This window comes from Cellulosimicrobium funkei (genome assembly GCF_001019615.1).
In the GTDB taxonomy this organism is placed as follows: Bacteria; Actinomycetota; Actinomycetes; order Actinomycetales; family Cellulomonadaceae; genus Cellulosimicrobium; species Cellulosimicrobium cellulans_E.
Genome location: NZ_JNBQ01000033.1, coordinates 1 through 18945, shown reverse-complemented (window position 1 = coordinate 18945; position 18945 = coordinate 1). Strand labels below are relative to the sequence as shown.

Genomic DNA, 18945 nt, shown 5'->3' with positions numbered 1-18945 from the left:
TTGACCGTCGTCAAAAGGTCCGCTAGGTTCACCGCATGGTCACTGCAGACCCTCCCCAGCCGCTCCTGCAGATGCAGGGCATCGTCAAGGTCTTCCCCGGGGCTCGAGCGCTCGACGGCGTCGATCTCGAGATCCTCCCCGGCGAGGTCCACTGCCTCCTCGGGCAGAACGGCGCCGGCAAGTCCACCCTCATCAAGGTGCTCGCCGGTGCTCACCAGCCGACGGAAGGGCAGATCCTGCTCGACGGCGAGCCCATCTCCATCTCCGACCCCGTGGCCGCGCTGCGGCACGGCGTCGCGACCATGTACCAGGAGCTCGACGTCGTCGACGGCCTGACCGTCGCGGAGAACGTCTACCTCGGCCACGAGCTCTCGACGCTCGGGTTCTCCCAGCGTCGCGAGGCCGTGCGCCAGACGCGGGCGATCCTCAAGCGGCTCGGCCACAGCGAGATCTCCCCGAACATGGAGGTCGAGCACCTGTCGGCCGCGGGCAAGCAGATCGTCTCGATGGCTCGGGCGCTCTCGCACGACGCGCGCGTCATCATCATGGACGAGCCGTCCGCGGTGCTCGACTCCGAGGAGGTGGGCAACCTCTTCCGCGTGGTCAAGGAGCTGACCAAGGCCGGGGTCGCGGTCGTCTACATCTCGCACCGTCTCGAGGAGATCCGCGAGATCGGGGACCGCATCACGGTGCTCAAGGACGGCCGGACCGTCGCGCAGAACCTCGCCGTCTCCGAGACGCCGACGGCAAAGCTCATCACCCTGATGACCGGGCGCTCCGTCGAGTACGTCTTCCCCGACACCCAGGAGCTCGCGGACGGCGCGCCCGTCGTGCTCGACGTCGCGGGTCTGGCCCTGCGCGGCGTGTTCGAGGATGTCTCGTTCCAGGTGCGCGCGGGAGAGATCGTCGGTCTCGCGGGCCTCGTCGGAGCGGGGCGCTCCGAGATCATCGAGACCGTCTACGGCGCGCGGCGCGCGAGCGCGGGCACCGTGACGGTCGACTCGAAGCGGCTCCGCGCCGGCTCGGTGGCCGCAGCCGTGGACGCCGGGATCGGGCTTGCGCCCGAGGAGCGCAAGAGCCAGGGGTTGCTCCTCGACGAGCCCGTCTACCGCAACGTCACGCTCTCGACGTTCGCGCGCTTCGCGCGATTCAGCCTTCTCGACGAGCGCGCCGAGCGCAAGGCGGCCAAGGAGCAGGCCGACTCGCTCGAGCTGCGCCCCGCCGGCGTCGACCGCGCGATCCGCACCCTCTCGGGCGGCAACCAGCAGAAGGCGATGCTCGCCCGCTGGCTGGTCCACGGCTGCCGGGTCCTGCTCCTCGACGAGCCCACGCGCGGCGTCGACGTCGGGGCGCGGGCCGAGATCTACGCCCTCATCCGCAGGCTCGCCGACGAGGGTGCCGCCGTCGTCGTCGTGTCCAGCGAGATCCCCGAAGTCCTCGGCCTCGCCGACCGCGTCCTCGTCGTCTCCGAGGGTCGCATCGTCCACGAGGGGCCCTCGAGCTCCATCGACGAGCACCAGGTGCTCGACATGGTCATGGAAGGAAGTGTCGCGTGAGCGAGCAGCAGGTGTCGGCCTCGATGCCGACGAACAAGCCGGACGCCGACGAGTCGGCCCGGGTCGAGAAGGCCGCGGGCGAGCGTCGCCGGGCAGGGTTCCTGTCCGGGGCGGCGGGCCGGAACATCGGCCTCGTCGTCGCGCTGCTCCTCCTGTGCGTCGTGGGCTTCGCGACGGGCGGCGAGAGGTTCCTGAGCGTCAACAACCTCATGACCATCCTCAGCCTGGGGTCGGTCCTCGGCGTCGTGGCCATCGGGATGACGTTCGTCATCACGACGGGCGGCATCGACCTGTCGGTCGGTTCCGTGCTCGGGCTCGCCTCCGTCTGGGCGACGACGCTCGCGACCCAGTCGTACGGGTGGGTCGTCATGGTCATCTGTGCGCTCGCGGTCGGCATCGGCGCCGGGCTCCTCAACGGCCTGATCATCGCCTACGGGAGGGTCGTGGCGTTCATCGCGACGCTCGCGATGCTCGTCGCGGCACGCGGCCTCGCCGAGCTCATCGCGCAGAAGCGCACGCAGATCGTCGACGTCGCGGCGTTCAACGACATCTTCCGGGGCAACCTCCTCGGCGTCCCGAAGATCGTGTGGATCTTCGCGGTGGTCGCCGTGCTCGGCTGGTTCTTGTTCAACCGCACGACGTTCGGCCGCCGGACGGTCGCGGTCGGCGGCAACCCCGAGGCCGCGCGCCTCGCGGGCATCAAGGTCAAGCGGCACCTCGTGTACGTCTACGCGCTCTCGGGGCTGACCGCCGGTATCGCCGGGGTCATGATCCTCGCCCGCACGAGCGCCGGCGCGTCGACCAACGGCCTGCTCCTCGAGCTCGACGCGATCGCCGCGGTCGTCGTCGGCGGCACGCTCCTCGTCGGTGGCCGAGGAACCATCGTCGGCACCGTCCTGGGTGTGCTCATCTTCACGACGCTCACGAACGTCTTCATCATCAACAACGTCGACAGCTCGGTCCAGCAGATCGCCAAGGGCGCGATCATCGTCGGCGCGGTCCTGCTCCAGCAGCGCCTCTCCCGACGAACGACCTAGCCGGTCGCGCCACCCGGTCGTCCCTGGCACACCACCCACGACACCACCCACCCCCGCAGTTCCGCAGAGTTCCTCCAGCAGGACAGCATCGAAGGAGATCCCATGTCCGCACGTACCACCCTTCGCCGTCGCATCACGCTCGCGACGGTCTCGGCCGCCTCGATCGCGCTGGTCGCCGCGGCCTGCACGTCGAACACCCCGACCACCGAGGAGACCGGTGACGGGGGCGGTGGCGGGAGCGCGAACGAGGCCGTCTCCGACAACGACGCCCCCGGCGACCCGATCGTCATCGGCTTCTCGGCCCCCGCCGCCGACCACGGCTGGATGGGCGCCATCACGAGCGCCGCCGAGGCCGAGGCCGCCGAGTACGAGGACGTCGAGCTCCGCGTCGCCGACGGCACGAACGACGTCAACGTCCAGATCAGCCAGATCGAGGGCTTCATCAACGACGGCGTGGACGCGATCGTGCTCCTGCCGTTCGACGGCGCGGCGCTCACCGAGGTCGCGACCAAGGCGATGGACGCCGGGATCCCCGTCATCAACGTCGACCGCGAGTTCTCCAGCCCGTTCGCCGCCCGTACCACCGTCCTCGGTGACAACTACGGCATGGGCGTGAGCGCGGGCCAGTACATCTGCGAGCAGCTCGGGGACAACCCCGACGCCGTCGTCGCCGAGATCGCGGGCATCGACTCGCTGCCGTTGACGCAGGACCGCAGCCAGGGCTTCGCCGACGCTCTGGGCGACTGCGGCCTGGACGTCGACAACCGCGTCGCCGCGGACTTCACCGTCCAGGGCGGCGAGGCCGCGACCGCCAACCTGCTCCAGGCCGCGCCGCAGATCGACGCGATCTGGAACCACGACGACGACCAGGGCGTCGGCGTCCTCTCCGCGATCGAGAACGCGGGCCGCGACGAGTTCTTCATGGTCGGCGGCGCCGGCTCGGCGAACGTCATGGAGCACATCAAGGCCGAGGACTCGGTCCTCCAGGCGACGGTCGTCTACCCGTCGACCCAGGCTGCGGACGGCATCAAGCTCGCCCGCCTCGTCGCGCACGAGAAGAACATGAGCGACCTCGCGTCGTCCGGCGTGCCGCGTACCGTCCAGCTCTTCGCGCCGGTCGTGACGAAGGACAACGTCGACCAGTACCTGCCCACGGCGTTCCAGTCCTGACGGACCGCTGACGCCCGTCGTCAGCACGCAGCACGAAAGCACGCGGACCACGTCCACGGTCCGCCCGGGAGGACCCGGCCGGACCGTGGACGTGCTCACGTCACGCGCACAAGAAGGCGCACGGAAGGAACGTCATGGCAGGAAACGACGGCGCGCAGCTCGGCGTCGGCATGGTCGGGTACTCGTTCATGGGGGCAGCGCACTCGCAGGCCTGGCGGACCGCCCCCCGGTTCTTCGACCTCCCCCTCGACCCGCGCATGCGGGTGCTCGGCGGCCGCAACCCGGAGGCGCTGGCCGCCGCCGCCCAGCGGCTCGGCTGGGAGTCCACCGAGACGAGCTGGCAGGCGCTCGTCGCACGGGACGACGTCGACCTCGTCGACGTGTGCACGCCCGGCGACACGCACGCCGAGATCGCGATCGCGGCGCTCGAGGCCGGCAAGCACGTGCTGTGCGAGAAGCCGCTCGCCAACACGGTCGCCGAGGCCGAGAAGATGGTCGCGGTCGCCGAGGCCGCGGCCGCACGCGGCCAGGTCGCGATGGTGGGCTTCACCTACCGCCGCGTCCCGGCCATCCAGCTCGCGCGCCAGCTCGTCGCCGACGGACGCATCGGGACCGTGCGCCACGTCCGCGCGCAGTACCTCCAGGACTGGATCGCGGACGAGAACGCGCCGCTGTCGTGGCGCCTCGACAAGTCGAAGGCCGGCAGCGGGGCCCTCGGCGACATCGGCGCCCACGTCATCGACCTCGCGCAGTTCATCACGGGCGAGCGCATCACGGACGTCTCGGGTCTCCTCGAGACCTTCGTGAAGGAGCGCCCGGTCGCGACGGAGTTCGCCGGGCTGTCCGGCCAGGGCGGCACCGAGCGCGGCCCCGTCACGGTGGACGACGCGGCGGTCTTCCTCGCCCGGCTGTCCGGCGGGGGCATCGGGACGTTCGAGGCCACGCGCTTCGCCTACGGCCGCAAGAACGCGATCCGCCTCGAGATCAACGGCTCGAAGGGCTCCGTCGCGTTCGACTTCGAGGACATGAACGTCCTGCACTTCTTCGACGCCGCGGACGACGCGGCCGTCGCCGGCTTCCGGCGCATCGTCGTCACGGAGCCGGAGCACGCGTACGTCGCGCACTGGTGGCCCGCGGGCCACGGGCTCGGGTACGAGCACGCGTTCACGCACCAGGCGGTCGACCTCGTGGAGGGGATCGCGGCCGGGACGCACCCGGCACCGACCTTCGCGGACGGCCTCGTGGTGCAGCGCGTGCTCGACGCGGTCGAGCGGAGCGCGGCGTCCGGAGGTTGGGTCCAGCCGTAGTATCGAGTCCGGGTCGGCCCGTGGGGGCGGAGGGTCGACCCGGACACCGGACCGACGGTGTCGGCCGTTGCAGCGCAGCACGGCCGGCCGGAACCGGCTCGGAGGAAAGGAGGATGGGCGCGCAACGTTGGCGCACATTTAGTACGACGGGCAATCAAAATTGTCGGTCGAAGATCCCGGGACGGCGGCCGGCCGATGGCGGCACCCGGCGGAGCGCAGCACTGATTCCCCATCTCGACGAGGAGACCTTGTGAGAAACGTGCTAGGAGGATCGCTCGCCATGAGGCGGACGGTCGCGGCGGCCGCCGCGGCAGCGGTCGCACTCCCCCTGACCATGGCGGCGGCGACGTCGGCGACGGCCGCAACGGTGCCCACGGGCGTCGCGGCGGCGCCCGTCGTCACGGCCGCTGACACCGTCCCGTTCGACGTGCTCGTCTTCAGCAAGACCGGTGGCTTCCGCCACGGGTCGATCCCCGCGGGCATCGCGGCGATCCAGCAGCTCGGCAACGAGAACAACTTCGAGGTCACCGCGACCGAGGACGCGGGAGCGTTCACGGACGCCAACCTCGCGCAGTACGACGCCGTCGTGTGGCTGTCCACGACCGGTGACGTCCTCAACGACGACCAGCAGGCCGCGTTCGAGCGCTACATCCAGAACGGGGGCGGGTACGCGGGCATCCACGCGGCGTCCGACACCGAGTACGACTGGCCCTGGTACGGCGGGCTGGTCGGCGCGTACTTCAGCGCTCACCCCCAGAACCAGGACGCGACCATCAAGGTCGAGGACCACGCGCACGAGTCGACGGCGCACCTGCCCGCGCGCTGGGACCGCTACGACGAGTGGTACAACTTCCGCACCAACCCGCGCGACACGGTGCACGTGCTCGCGAGCCTCGACGAGACGTCGTACTCGGCGGGCTCGGGGGCCATGGGCGCCGACCACCCGACGGCCTGGTGCCAGGTCTACGACGGCGGCCGGTCCTGGTACACCGGTGGTGGCCACACCGACGAGTCGTTCCAGGAGCCGGAGTTCCTCCAACACCTCCTCGGCGGCATCCAGACCGCCGCGGGCGTCGTGCCGTCCGACTGCAACGCGACGCAGTCCGACAGCTTCGAGATGGTGCCGCTCGACGAGAACACCGCGAACCCGATGACGCTGGACATCGCGCCCGACGGCACCGTGTTCTACGCGGAGCGTGACGGGCGCGTGCGGGTCATCGACCCCGCGACGAGCCAGACCACCACCGCGGCGACCCTCCCCGTCACGCAGGCGAACGAGGACGGCCTGCTGGGCCTCGTCCTCGACCCCGACTTCGCGGACAACGGCTGGGTGTACCTGTACTGGTCGCCCTCGAACGAGGGCGCGGACGGGCCGCACAACCGGCTCTCGCGCTACGTCTACGACGCGGCGTCGAAGTCGATCTCGCTCGCGACGGAGTCGACGCTCCTCAAGGTCACGACGCAGCGCGAGACCTGCTGCCACGCGGGCGGCGACATGGAGTTCGACGTCGAGGGCAACCTGGTCCTCGCCACCGGTGACAACACCAACCCGTTCGAGTCGGCCGGCTTCACGCCGATCGACGAGCGCGCGGGCCGGCAGAACTACGACGCGCAGCGCACGTCGGCCAACACGAACGACCTGCGGGGCAAGGTCCTGCGGATCCACCCGGAGGCCGACGGCACGTACTCGATCCCCGAGGGGAACCTCTTCGCGGAGGGCACGGACAAGACGCGTCCGGAGATCTTCGCGATGGGCTTCCGCAACCCGTTCCGCATCGGGATCGACCCCGCCACCAACAACGTGCTCGTCGGTGACTACGGTCCCGACTCGGGCGCGGCCGACCCGGCCCGCGGGCCGCGCGGGGCGGTCGAGTGGAACGTCGTGAGCGACGCCGGCTTCTACGGCTGGCCGTACTGCACGGGCTCGAACAACAACTACGTCGACTACAACTTCGCGACGGGCCAGTCCGGCGCGGCGTTCGACTGCGGCGCGGGCATCGTCAACAACTCGCCCAACAACACCGGTCTCCAGCAGCTCCCTCCGGCCATCGCCGCGGAGGTCTGGTACACCGGCGCCACGAACCCCGAGTTCCCGGAGATCGGTGGCGGCGGGGCGCCCATGGGCGGCCCGGTCTACCAGTACGACGCCGACCTCGACTCGGACGTCAAGTGGCCTGAGTACTGGGACGGCAAGGCCCTGTTCGGCGAGTGGAACCAGGGCAAGATGTACTCGTTCCAGCTCGACGGCGAGAAGCGCGACGACCTCGTCGACATCAACCGCGTCATGCCGAAGATCTTCGACCCGTCGGCCGGCTTCGACCGCCCGATGGACTTCCAGTTCGGTCCCGACGGCGCGCTGTACGTCATCGACTGGGGATCCGGCTTCGGTGGCAACAACGACTCGAGCGGCGTCTACAAGGTCAACTACGTCCAGGGCGACCCCGCCCCGATCGCCCGCGCGAGCGCGGACGTGACGAGCGGCGCCGCGCCGCTGACGGTGCAGTTCTCGTCCGAGGGCACCCGTCACCCGGCAGGCGACCCCATCACGCTGCAGTGGACGTTCGGCGACGGCTCGGCGCCGTCGACGGAGGCCAACCCGGTGCACACGTACACCGAGAACGGCAGCTACACCGCCCAGCTCGTCGCGACCGACGAGGACGGCGCCGTGGGCGTGGCGAACGTGTCGGTCGTCGTGGGCAACCAGGCCCCGACCGTCTCGATCACGTTCCCCGAGAACGGTGGCTTCTTCGAGTGGGGCGACCAGGTGAAGTACGAGATCGCCGTGGACGACCCGGACGGGGAGGTCACGTGCGACAACGTCACGCTGTACACGTCGCTCGGCCACGACTCGCACGCTCACCCCATGGAGGAGCTCTCGGGCTGCGAGGGCACGCTCCAGACGGCGCGTGACGAGGGCCACGGCATCGAGTCGAACATCTTCTGGGTGGTCGAGGCGATGTACACCGACGACGGTGGCGAGGTCGGCGTGCCGCTCTCGGCCAACGACCTCCAGATCCTCCAGCCGAAGCTCGTCCAGTCGGAGTTCTTCACGTCGACCGGGCGTCTCGCCGGGTCGACGAGCACCGGCGACCCCGGCGTCCAGACCGAGACCACGGGTGACACCGCGGGCGGCGGCCTGAACATCGGCTTCATCGAGCCCGACGACTGGTGGGCGCACTCCCCGGTGTCGCTCGCGAACGTCGACTCCATCACCCTGCGCGCGGCCTCGCCGGGCGGCGGCGGTCCGATCTCGCTGCGGTGGGACGACCCCGAGGGCCCGGAGATCGGCAGCGTCACCGTCCCGTCGACGGGGGACTGGCAGGTCTACACCGACGTCACCGCCGAGCTGCACGACGTCCCGTCGGGCAGCGGCACGCTGTACTTCGTCCAGACGGCTGGCCAGTCGAACGTCAACTGGATGGTCGTCAACGGGCGCGGCGTGACGGACAACGTCCGGCCCTCGATCGACACGTTCACGGTGACGCCCGAGAGCGGCGACGCGCCGCTCGAGGTGACCGCGACGGTCGAGGCGAGCGACGTCGAGGGCGACGCGATCACGTTCGCGTGGGACGCCGGCCTCGGTGACGGGTTCGTCGACGGTGGCGACACCTTCACGTTCACGTACGACCAGCCGGGCACGTACCGCCTCCAGGTCCGCGCGACGGACGCCAAGGGCGCGTACACGACCGAGTACAAGACGGTGACGGTGAAGACGCCGCAGACCGGGCCGGGGATGTGCTTCTCGGGCCGTTCGGACGACTTCCTCGGTGCTGACGTGGACACGAACCGCTGGACCGTCCAGAACCGCAACCAGGACCTCGTCGTGCGCGACGGGAAGCTGGTCATCCCGACCGCGGCGACGGACTTCTACGGGACCGACAACAAGGCGACCCCGAACCTGGTGCTCCAGGACCTGCCGGACGGGCCGTTCACGGCCACGGCCAAGCTCACGCTGCCGGCTCGCCAGCAGTACCAGCAGGCCGGTCTGGTGATCTGGGAGGACCAGGACAACTACGCGAAGATGGTCGTCCAGGGCCGCTCGCAGTCGGCCGACCCGGCAGCGCGCATCTTCCAGTTCATCCGTGAGGAGAACGCCACCCCGAACGAGGTCGCGGCGTCCAACTCCCCGGCCCTCGGCGCCGACTACCCCGACACGGTCTTCGTGCGGTTCGTCAGCAACGGGGAGAACCTCCAGGCGGCGTACTCGGCCGACGGCGTCGACTTCACGACGATGTCGGAGACCAAGTCGATCGCCGACCTGGAGAACGCGAAGATCGGCCTCGTCTCGTTCAAGGGGAACAACACCACGTCCCCGGTGATCGACGCCGAGTTCGACTGGTTCTCCATCACGCCCGACGACACGGCGTCCGCCCCCGGGCCGGACGACGAGTTCGACGGCAGCGCCCTCGACGCGTGCCGCTGGTCGATCGTCCGCGAGGACCCGACCGGCTACCGCGTGGCGGACGGCTCGCTCCAGATCGACACGACCCCGACCGACATCTACGGGACGGGCAACACGGACGTGCCGAACATCCTGCTCCAGGAGCAGCCGGGCGACGAGTGGACGGTCGAGACCAAGGTCGACGGCTCCGCGTTCGACCGCCAGTACCAGCAGGGCGGTCTGATCGCCTACGCCGACGACGACAACTACGTCAAGCTCGACTACGTGGTCGACAACCAGGCGGGTCAGGCCAAGAACGCCCGGATCGAGCTGCGCAGCGAGGTCGGCGGCGTGGTCCAGAACCCGCAGCCGCAGACGGCGAGCCTCGCCGAGTCGGTCTGGCACCTGCGCCTGTCCCGCTCCGGTGACACGTTCACCGGTGCGTACAGCGCCGACGGCGAGACGTGGACGACGTTCGACCAGAGCGTGACGAACACGGCCGCGGCGGACGCCCAGGTCGGGCTCTTCGCTCTCGGTGCGTCGGCCGCCACGGGCGCGCCCGCGTCGTTCGACTACTTTCGGGTGGTCGGCGACGAGGTCGAGCCGATCGCGGTGACCATCACCGCGGAGACGCGCTGCATGGCCGGCAAGGTGTTCGTCGCGGTCCGCGCGACGAACGACGACGCGGTCCCGGTCGCGATCACTCTCGAGACCCCGTACGGGTCGAAGGAGTTCGCGGACGTGGCGCCGGGTGCGAACGCCTACCAGTCGTTCGCGTCGCGTGCCGTGGGGATCGACGCCGGCAGCGTGACGGTGACCGCGACGGACGCCGAGGGGAGGACGTTCTCCGGGACGGCGGACTACGCCGCCCGGGCCTGCTCCTGACAGGTTCCGGCGGGCCGGTGCCCTGAGCACCGGCCCGCCGGGCACCGCGCTCGGCGTGCCGGCGCTCGGCGGACGGGCGGCCCATCGGCCGGGCCGACCGTACGCTGCCCGTACGACGAGCACGACGGAGACCTCCGGGTCTCCGGCCCCGGCGCCCGGGAACGGGCGCTCCGGCCCGGCGCCGGGGCACCCCGGGGATCGACGACCGCCGTCGGCCCCGGAGCCACCACACGGACCACGACGAGGTGATGACCCGATGTCCCGAACGTCTGCGCAGCCCAGCGGCACCCGCAGCGGCACCAGCTCCAGCACCCGATCCCGGGTCGGGGCGCGCGCTCTTCTCTCCGCGGCGCTCGGCGTGCTGCTCGGCGCCGTCGTCGCGCTGCTGGGTGTCGCGGCCCCCGCGGCCGCGCACGGCGGCGACGTCGTGATCTCCCTCGGTACCGACGGGGAGGGCGGCATCTCCGCCAACCTGACCTGGAAGCTCGACGGCCACCCGGTCGAGGAGGCGGCCGACGTCTCCGTGACCGCGGAGTCCGCGGCCGGCGAGACCGTCGGCCCCCTCACCCTCTCCTCGGCGTCGGAGGGCGTCGGCTGGTACACGTCCGAGCCCGGCGTCCTCGCCGAGGGCAACTGGACCCTCACCGCCACGATCACGCACCCGTCCGAGGCGACCGCGTCCGCGCAGGTCGACGTCGTGCCCCTGCCCGAGCCGGCCCCGGACGCGGACGACGAGGCCGCGGCCGGTGCCCAGGACGGGTCGGGCGACGAGGCGGACGGTGCCGCCGGAGACTCCGACGCCGCGACCGACGGGTCCGGCACCGTGGACGACGAGTCGACCGGGAGCGGCGCCGGCGTGTGGATCGCGGTCGCCGTGGTCGCCGCGCTCCTCCTCGCCGGCGGCTACGTCGTCCTCCGCCGCCGCTCGCGCGCTGCCGCCGCCGACGAGTCGTCGGACGGCAAGCCCCGCTCCCTGACCAGCACGTCCGCCCGGTGACCCCGGGCGCGATACCGAGAACGACCGAAGGAGACACGACCATGGCACGACCGATCACCCTCTTCACCGGGCAGTGGGCCGACCTGCCGTTCGAGGAGGTGGCGCGGCTCGCGTCCGGCTGGGGCTACGACGGCCTGGAGATCGCCTGCTGGGGAGACCACCTCGACCCGTGGCGCTGGGACGACGACGAGTACGTCCAGGGCAAGCTCGACCTCCTCGCCAAGTACGACCTCAAGGTCTACGCGATCTCGAACCACCTCAAGGGCCAGGCCGTCTGCGACGACCCGATCGACCAGCGTCACCGCGACATCCTGCCGGACGTCGTGTGGGGCGACGGCGACCCCGAGGGCGTGCGCCAGCGCGCCGCGGAGGAGATGAAGCACACCGCGCGCCTCGCCGCGAAGCTCGGCGTGAAGACGGTCGTGGGCTTCACGGGCTCGGCGATCTGGAAGTACGTCGCGATGTTCCCGCCGGTCTCGCAGGAGGCGATCGACGCCGGCTACCAGGACTTCGCCGACCGGTGGAACCCGATCCTCGACGTCTTCGACGAGGTCGGCGTGAAGTTCGCCCACGAGGTGCACCCGAGCGAGATCGCGTACGACTACTGGACCACCGTCCGCACGCTCGAGGCGATCGGGCACCGCGAGGCGTTCGGCCTCAACTGGGACCCGAGCCACATGGTGTGGCAGGACCTCGACCCGGTGAGCTTCCTGTGGGACTTCAAGGACCGCATCTACCACGTGGACTGCAAGGACACGAAGAAGCGGATGCACAACGGCCGCAACGGGCGCATGGGCTCCCACCTGGCCTGGGCGGACCCGCGCCGCGGCTGGGACTTCATCTCGACGGGCCACGGCGACGTGCCGTGGGAGGACGCCTTCCGCATGCTCAACACCATCGGCTACGAGGGGCCCATCTCCGTGGAGTGGGAGGACGCCGGCATGGACCGCATGGTCGGCGCGCCGGAGGCCCTCGAGTTCGTCAAGAAGTACGCCTTCGACGCCCCGGACGCGGCGTTCGACGCCGCGTTCTCGACCAAGTAGCACACGCAGTCTCCCGCCGGTCGGCTCCGCCGGTCGGCGGGTGGGGGAGAACAGTCCGACACGCCACCGCCCCCGGCCCCTCGACGGCCGGGGGCGGTGGCGTGCCCGCGTCCGGTGCGTGCCGGTCGCCGCTTCACCGCTCGTCCGATCGGCGCCACGCGTGCGGTCGTGTGATCCTTCACATTTGTTTCGCGGCTTGGGTTATATAACCGTGACGATCGATGTTCGGCTTTTGCTTGACGCTCGACATAAGTACCCCTACGTTGTGATCCATGCGAGCCGACGACGTCGCGCAGGACGTGCGTACCCCGGTGCTGGACCCGGGTACGCCCCTCCCGGGAGCGACCACCACAGGGGCCCCTGCCGCCCGGAGCACCTTCCCCGCCAGCGCCCCGGACGAGGGCGGACTGCCGGCCTCCGGCTACCGTGCGGGGATCCTCGGCGCGGGCTTCATGGGCGGCGTCCACGCGCGGGCCGTGCGCACCGGCGGGGGACGGGTCGTGAGCGTGGCCGCTGCGGACCTCGAGATCGCCCGTGCGGCGGCGCCGGGCCTCGGGGCCGAGCGCGCCGTCGCCACCGCGGAGGAGCTGCTCGCCGACCCTGAGGTCGACGTCGTCCACGTGTGCACGCCCAACCACCTGCACGTCCCCCTCGCCCGCGCCGCGCTCGCGGCGGGCAAGCACGTGGTGTGCGAGAAGCCGCTCGCGACCGACGTCGAGGGCGCGGTCGAGCTCGCGGGACTGGCCGCCGAGGCGCGCGCCGCCGACGGGCGGGTCGCGGTCGTGCCGTTCACCTACCGCTTCCACGCGATGGTGCGCGAGGCGCGCGAGCGCGTGCGCCGGGGCGAGGTCGGCACCATCTCGCTCGTGCACGGCTCGTACCTCCAGGACTGGCTCCTGCGGGAGTCGGACGACAACTGGCGCGTCGACCCCGCGCTCGGCGGCGCGAGCCGGGCCTTCGGCGACATCGGCTCCCACTTCTGCGACCTGCTCGAGTTCACCACCGGGCACCGCATCGCCCGGCTCGTCGCGCAGTCCGCCACCGTCAACCCGCGTCGCCGGGGGCCGGACGGCGTCGTGCACGAGGTGGCGACCGAGGACGCCGTCACGCTCCAGTACGCGACGGACGGCGGGGCGCTCGGGACCGCCGTCATCTCCCAGGTCTCGGCGGGACGCAAGAACCGGCTGTACCTGGAGATCTCGGGGTCGGAGTCGACGCTGTCGTTCGACCAGGAGCAGCCCGAGACGCTGTGGGAGGGCCGCCGCGACGCGTCGCGCCTCCTCGTGCGCGACCCCGAGGCGCTCTCCGCGGCCGCCGCCCGCTACTCGCGCCTGCCCGCCGGGCACGCGCAGGGCTACCAGGACTGCTTCGACGCGCTCGTCGCCGACACGGCGACGGCGATCCGCGGCAGCGTCCCGGACGGCCTGCCCACGTTCGACGACGGCCTGCGCGCCGCCCGGCTGGCCGCCGCCGTGGGCGAGTCGGTGCGCTCGGGCGGCTGGGTGGAGGTGCCGGCATGACCGCGACGACCACGCGCGAGCCCCGGCCGCCGGCGGCGGGGGAGGGCGGCGACGAGCCGATCCTGCGCCTGCGCGGCATCGGCAAGGAGTTCTTCGGCAACTCCGTGCTGCGCGACATCGACCTCGACGTGCGGCCGGGCGAGGTCCACGCGCTCGTCGGCGAGAACGGCGCCGGCAAGTCGACGCTCATGAAGATCATCGCGGGCGTGCACCGCCCCGACGCGGGCACGGTCGAGCTCGACGGCGAGACCACGACCTTCGCGTCGCCGCTGGCCGCGCAGCACGCGGGCGTCTCGACCGTCTTCCAGGAGTTCAACCTCCTGCCCGAGCGCTCGGTCGCGGAGAACGTCTACCTCGGCCGCGAGCCGCGCCGCGCCGGACTCGTCGACCGCCGCCGCATGCACGCGGACATGACGGCGCTCCTCGCCGACCTGGGCCTCACCGGCCTCGCCTCGTGGACGCGCGTCGGTTCGCTCTCCGTCGCGCAGCAGCAGATCGTCGAGATCGTCAAGGCCGTGTCCTACGACGCGCGCATCATCTCGATGGACGAGCCGACGGCCGCCCTCGCCGACCAGGAGGTCGAGCTGCTCTACGAGCTCGTCCACCGGCTGAAGGAGCGCGGGGTCGCGATCCTCTACGTGTCGCACCGCCTCAAGGAGATCTTCGACCTCTGCGACACCATCACGGTGCTCAAGGACGGCAACCACGTCCTGACGACGCCGACGGCGGACATCGACCCCGACCGGCTCGTGCGCACGATGGTCGGCCGCGACTTCGCCGGGTACTTCCCGGACAAGGATCCCTCGACCGTCCCGGGCGAGGTGCGCCTCGCGCTCGAGGGCGTGGGCAACACGCAGGTCGACGACGTGTCGCTCGAGGTGCGGGCGGGCGAGATCGTCGCGCTCGCCGGTCTCCAGGGCTCGGGCCGCACCGAGATCGCGCACGGCATCTTCGGCATCGCGGGCTTCACGCGCGGCCGCGTGCTCGTCGGCGGCAAGCCGGTGGACGTGCGCTCGCCGCGCCAGGCGGTGCGTGCGGGGCTCGCGCTCGTGACCGAGGACCGCAAGGCGGAGGGCCTCGCGCTCGGTCAGTCGATCCTCGCGAACGCGCGGCTCGTGCTCGACGCCGTCGTGCCCGGCCAGGCGGACCGGCGCGCGAGGCGCATCCCCGGCATCCTCTCCTCGCTCGAGCTCGTCGCGAGCTCGCAGGAGGCCGAGGTCCAGTACCTGTCGGGCGGCAACCAGCAGAAGGTCGTCCTCGCGAAGTGGCTGGTCACGGACCCGCAGGTGATCGTGCTCGACGAGCCGACCCGCGGCATCGACGTCGGCGCCAAGCGCGCCGTCTACGACCTCATGCGCGAGCTCACCGCGAGCGGCGTCGCCGTCCTGTTCATCTCCTCCGAGCTCCCCGAGGTCGTCGCGATGGCGGACCGCGTGCTCGTCATGCGCGACGGCCGCCTCGCGGGCGAGCTCCCCGCCGGCAGCGACGAGGAGACCGTGATGGCCCTCGCCACCGGCGCGGGGGAGGACACGTCGGGCGAGCACGTCCAGGTCGACCTCGGCGCCCTCGCGGACGCGGACGACCTTCCCGGCGCCGGGCCCGCCACCGCACCCGGCGGACCGGCGGCGTCCGCCCAGCACCCCACCGACGGCCCGCAGGAGGACCGATGAGCACCGCGGTCGCGACCGCCGCCCCCACCGCGCGCCGCGCCCCCGCGCGCCGGCGCCGCCTGGGGTCGACGGAGATCGTCTATCTCGCCCTCGTCGGGATCCTCGTGATCGCCGGCGTCCTCGTCGCCGTCGGCGGCGGCAACCTGTTCAGCACAGCGAACACGGCGTACATGCTCACGCAGACGAGCCTGCTCGGCTTCGTCGCGATCGGGCAGACGTTCGCGATCCTGTGCAAGTCGCTCGACCTGTCGGTCGGCTACGTCGTGGCGCTCAGCTCGATCGTCGGCGCGACGACCATGGCGGGCGACCCCTCGCGCGTCTGGCTCGGCGTCCTCGCGGCGGTGGGCGTCGCGGCGGTCGTCGGCCTGGTCAACGGGCTCGTCATCGCGAAGCTCCGCGTCAACGCCTTCATCGCGACGCTCGGCGTCGGCCTCATCATCAAGGGCTACCTCGACACGCAGTTCAAGGGCCCGGCGGGGGAGGTGCCCGCCTCGTTCCAGATGTTCGGGTACACGCGCGTCGGCCCGGTGCCGGTCTCGACGATCGTCATGCTGCTCGTCGCGGCCGTGGGCGTCGTGCTCCTGACGCGCACCCGGCCCGGCTACCACATGTTCGCCGTCGGCGGGAACACCGACGTCGCGCGGCTCTCGGGCATCCGGACCGACCGGACGCTGATCCTCGCCCACGTGCTCTGCTCCGTGTGCGCGGGCGTCGCGGGCCTCCTCATCGCCGCGCGCTTCGGCACCGGCAACGCGCTCGTCTACTCCTACGGGCTCGACCTCGACTCGATCGCCGCCGTCGTGCTGGGCGGCACGCTCCTCATGGGCGGGCGCGGCTCGATCGTCGGGACCGTGGGCGGCGTCCTCATCCTCGCCGTGCTCGACACGGTGTTCAACGTGCTCGACGTCGACCCGTTCTTCAAGGACGTGCTGCGCGGCGTCATCATCATCGCCGCCGTCGCGCTGTACGCCCGGCGCCAGATCGACCCGGCGAGCAGCCGGGCCCGCTTCCGCCCGACCCGCACCGGAGGTGCGTCCGCATGACCACCGACACCACGCGCCGGACGATCCCGGCGCGCGCACCGCGGGCCGGCTGGCTCGAGCGCCTCACCGCGGGCGGGAGCTGGACCGTGTTCGCGCTGCTCGTGCTCGTCTTCGCGGTCATCCTCGTGATGAACCCGTCGTTCGGCGAGCCCATGTCGCTCATGGCCTTCGTCAAGAAGGCGGCGCCGCTGGTCATCCTCGCGATCGGGCAGTACTTCGTCATCGTCTCGGGCGAGTTCGACCTCTCGGTCGGCTCCCTGGTCGGCGCCCAGGTCGTCATCGCGGCGAAGCTCATGGACGGCGAGGACTCGATGACGTGGCCCGTCATGGCGCTCATGATCGTCTTCGGCCTCGCGGTCGGGCTCGTCAACGGCCTCGTGACGACGCTCCTCAAGGTGCCGTCGTTCATCACGACGCTCGGCATGATGCTCGTGCTGTACGGCGCGATCCGGCTCTGGACGGGCGGTGCCCCCACGGGCGCGCTGACCGACGGCTTCCGGCAGTGGGGACGCGGGGGCATCCCCGACAACCCGGGCCAGTTCCAGGTGCCGTACGCGCTGCTGATCGTCGTGGTCCTCGGCATCCTCGCCGCCCTGCTCATGCGCAGGCCGTTCGGCCGCACGCTCGTCGCCACGGGCGACAACGACGTCGCGGCCGGCTACGCCGGGAGCTCGGTCTGGTGGGTGCGCACGCGTGCGTTCCTCCTCTCGGGCTTCATGGCGACCGTCGCCGCGATCCTCATCGGCGGCTACGCGGGCGTGACGGCGCAGGTCGGGCAGGGCCTGGAGTTCATGGCCATCACGGCCGTCGTGCTCGGGGGCGTCGTGCTCGGCGGCGGGCGGGGCACCGTGATCGCCGCGATGGCCGGCGCGCTCACGCTGGAGGCGCTGTTCACGCTGTTCAACCAGCTCAGCCTCCCGTCGACGATCCGTCCGGCGGTCCAGGGCGTGATCATCATCGCGGCCGTCGCCTACGCCGCGCTGCCGCGCCGGTCGCGGCGCCGCGCGTCCACCCCCGACGCCCCGCCTGCCGCGGGTCCGACCCCCGCACCGAAGGAGCCCGCCCCCGCGAACGCCTGAGCACCGGCGCCCCGGCGGTCTCCCGCCCGTGCGACCTCGACCACGCCCCGAAAGACCCCTTCCGAGCTGTACCCCCTTCCCCCGCACGCTGCGGGACGACGACGTCTCACCCCCAAGGAGAGAAGGACATGCGACGTACACGAGCACTCCTGGCCGGCGCGGCGGTGGCCACGCTGTTCCTCACGGCCGCCTGCACGACCGACACCCCCACCGACACCGGCGAGGGTGGCGAGACCTCGGCCGAGGAGAGCCCCGCGGGTGAGGAGTCCGGCGGCGCCGACTCCGAGTGGTTCGTCCAGGCGGACTACGACCGTCAGCTCGCCCAGCGCGAGGTCGTGCCCGAGGGTCCGGCCGACCAGCCGTGGCTCCAGGCGATCGAGCCCGAGTACGTGGACACGGCCGAGTACGCGAGCGAGGGCGGCGGCAAGACGCTGTGCTTCTCGAACGCCTCGGTGTCCAACCCGTGGCGCGTGACCGGCTGGATCACGATGCAGCAGCAGGTCGACGTCCTCACCGAGGAGGGCGTGATCGGCGAGTTCCGGGTCTCGGACGCGGCGGACGACGACAACAAGCAGATCTCCGACATCCAGGCGTTCGTCGAGGCGGGCGACTGCGACGCGATCGTCATCTCGCCGTCGACGACGGCGACCCTCACGCCGGCGGTCGAGGCCGCGTGCGAGTCGGGCAAGCCGGTCATCGTGTTCGACCGTGGCGTGAACACCGACTGCATGGTCACGTTCATCCACCCGATCGGCGGCTACGCGTACGGTGCCGACGGCGCCGAGTTCCTCGTCGAGAACCTGGAGCCCGGCTCGAAGGTCCTCGCGCTGCGCATCCTGCCCGGCGTCGACGTGCTCGAGAACCGCTGGGCTGCGGCCGACAAGATCTTCTCGGAGTCCGAGCTCGAGGTCGTGGGCGCGGAGTTCACCGGCGGTGACGGCGCGAAGATCAAGGACATCGTCACGCAGTACCTCCAGCGCGGGGACGTGGACGGCATCTGGATGGACGCGGGCGACGGCGCCGTCGCGGCGGTCGAGGCGTTCGAGGACGCCGGCAAGCCCTACCCGGTCTTCATGGGCGAGGACGAGATGAGCTTCCTGCGCAAGTGGAAGGACACGGACATGACCGCCCTCGGCGCCGTGTACTCGAACTTCCAGTGGCGCACCCCGATCCTCGCGGCCCAGATGATCTGGGCCGGCGAGCAGGTGCCCTCGGAGTGGGTCCTGCCGCAGGCGCCGATCGAGGCCGAGGAGCTCG

The 18945-nt window shown here is 71.4% G+C and carries 12 protein-coding genes; all 12 read left to right on the top strand.

All coding sequences use genetic code 11. The annotated features are described in order from the left end of the window. Window positions 1–35 precede the first annotated feature (35 nt). Complete coding sequence (locus FB00_RS16975) at window positions 36–1556, top strand: sugar ABC transporter ATP-binding protein (protein WP_197088840.1); 1521 nt, start codon at window positions 36–38, stop codon at window positions 1554–1556. After that, the gene (locus tag FB00_RS16970; protein WP_231581913.1) at window positions 1553–2593 is read left to right on the top strand and encodes an ABC transporter permease; all 1041 of its coding nucleotides are present in this window, start codon (window positions 1553–1555) and stop codon (window positions 2591–2593) included. The genes FB00_RS16975 and FB00_RS16970 overlap by 4 nt, the downstream gene beginning before the upstream one ends. A gap of 102 nt (window positions 2594–2695) precedes the next feature. After that, the gene (locus FB00_RS16965; protein ID WP_047234098.1) at window positions 2696–3763 is read left to right on the top strand and encodes a substrate-binding domain-containing protein; all 1068 of its coding nucleotides are present in this window, start codon (window positions 2696–2698) and stop codon (window positions 3761–3763) included. A gap of 134 nt (window positions 3764–3897) precedes the next feature. Then, complete coding sequence (locus tag FB00_RS16960; protein ID WP_047234097.1) at window positions 3898–5070, top strand: Gfo/Idh/MocA family protein; 1173 nt, start codon at window positions 3898–3900, stop codon at window positions 5068–5070. A 280-nt stretch (window positions 5071–5350) separates the two neighbouring features. Beyond that, window positions 5351–10336, top strand: coding sequence for a ThuA domain-containing protein (locus FB00_RS16955; protein WP_052877742.1), 4986 nt, complete (start codon window positions 5351–5353; stop codon window positions 10334–10336). A 256-nt stretch (window positions 10337–10592) separates the two neighbouring features. Continuing rightward, entirely contained in the window at window positions 10593–11333 is a 741-nt protein-coding gene (locus FB00_RS16950; protein ID WP_156186439.1) for a hypothetical protein, read from the top strand. Between the two features lie 41 nt (window positions 11334–11374). Then, window positions 11375–12376, top strand: a complete 1002-nt coding sequence (locus FB00_RS16945; protein WP_047234095.1) for a sugar phosphate isomerase/epimerase family protein — start codon at window positions 11375–11377, stop codon at window positions 12374–12376. A 272-nt stretch (window positions 12377–12648) separates the two neighbouring features. Then, window positions 12649–13896 carry a Gfo/Idh/MocA family protein gene (locus FB00_RS16940; protein WP_082141438.1) on the top strand — a complete coding sequence of 416 codons (1248 nt, stop codon included), beginning with the start codon at window positions 12649–12651 and terminating at the stop codon, window positions 13894–13896. Further along, window positions 13893–15566, top strand: a complete 1674-nt coding sequence (locus FB00_RS16935) for a sugar ABC transporter ATP-binding protein (protein WP_047234094.1) — start codon at window positions 13893–13895, stop codon at window positions 15564–15566. Before FB00_RS16940 ends, FB00_RS16935 begins: the two co-directional genes overlap by 4 nt. Then, a complete protein-coding gene (locus tag FB00_RS16930) occupies window positions 15563–16609 on the top strand; it encodes an ABC transporter permease (protein WP_047234093.1) in 1047 nt (348 codons plus the stop codon). Before FB00_RS16935 ends, FB00_RS16930 begins: the two co-directional genes overlap by 4 nt. Further along, entirely contained in the window at window positions 16606–17688 is a 1083-nt protein-coding gene (locus FB00_RS16925) for an ABC transporter permease (protein ID WP_047234092.1), read from the top strand. Before FB00_RS16930 ends, FB00_RS16925 begins: the two co-directional genes overlap by 4 nt. A 128-nt stretch (window positions 17689–17816) precedes the next feature. After that, window positions 17817–18945 (top strand): substrate-binding domain-containing protein (locus FB00_RS16920; protein WP_047234111.1); only part of this gene is annotated, 1129 nt, incomplete at its 3' end.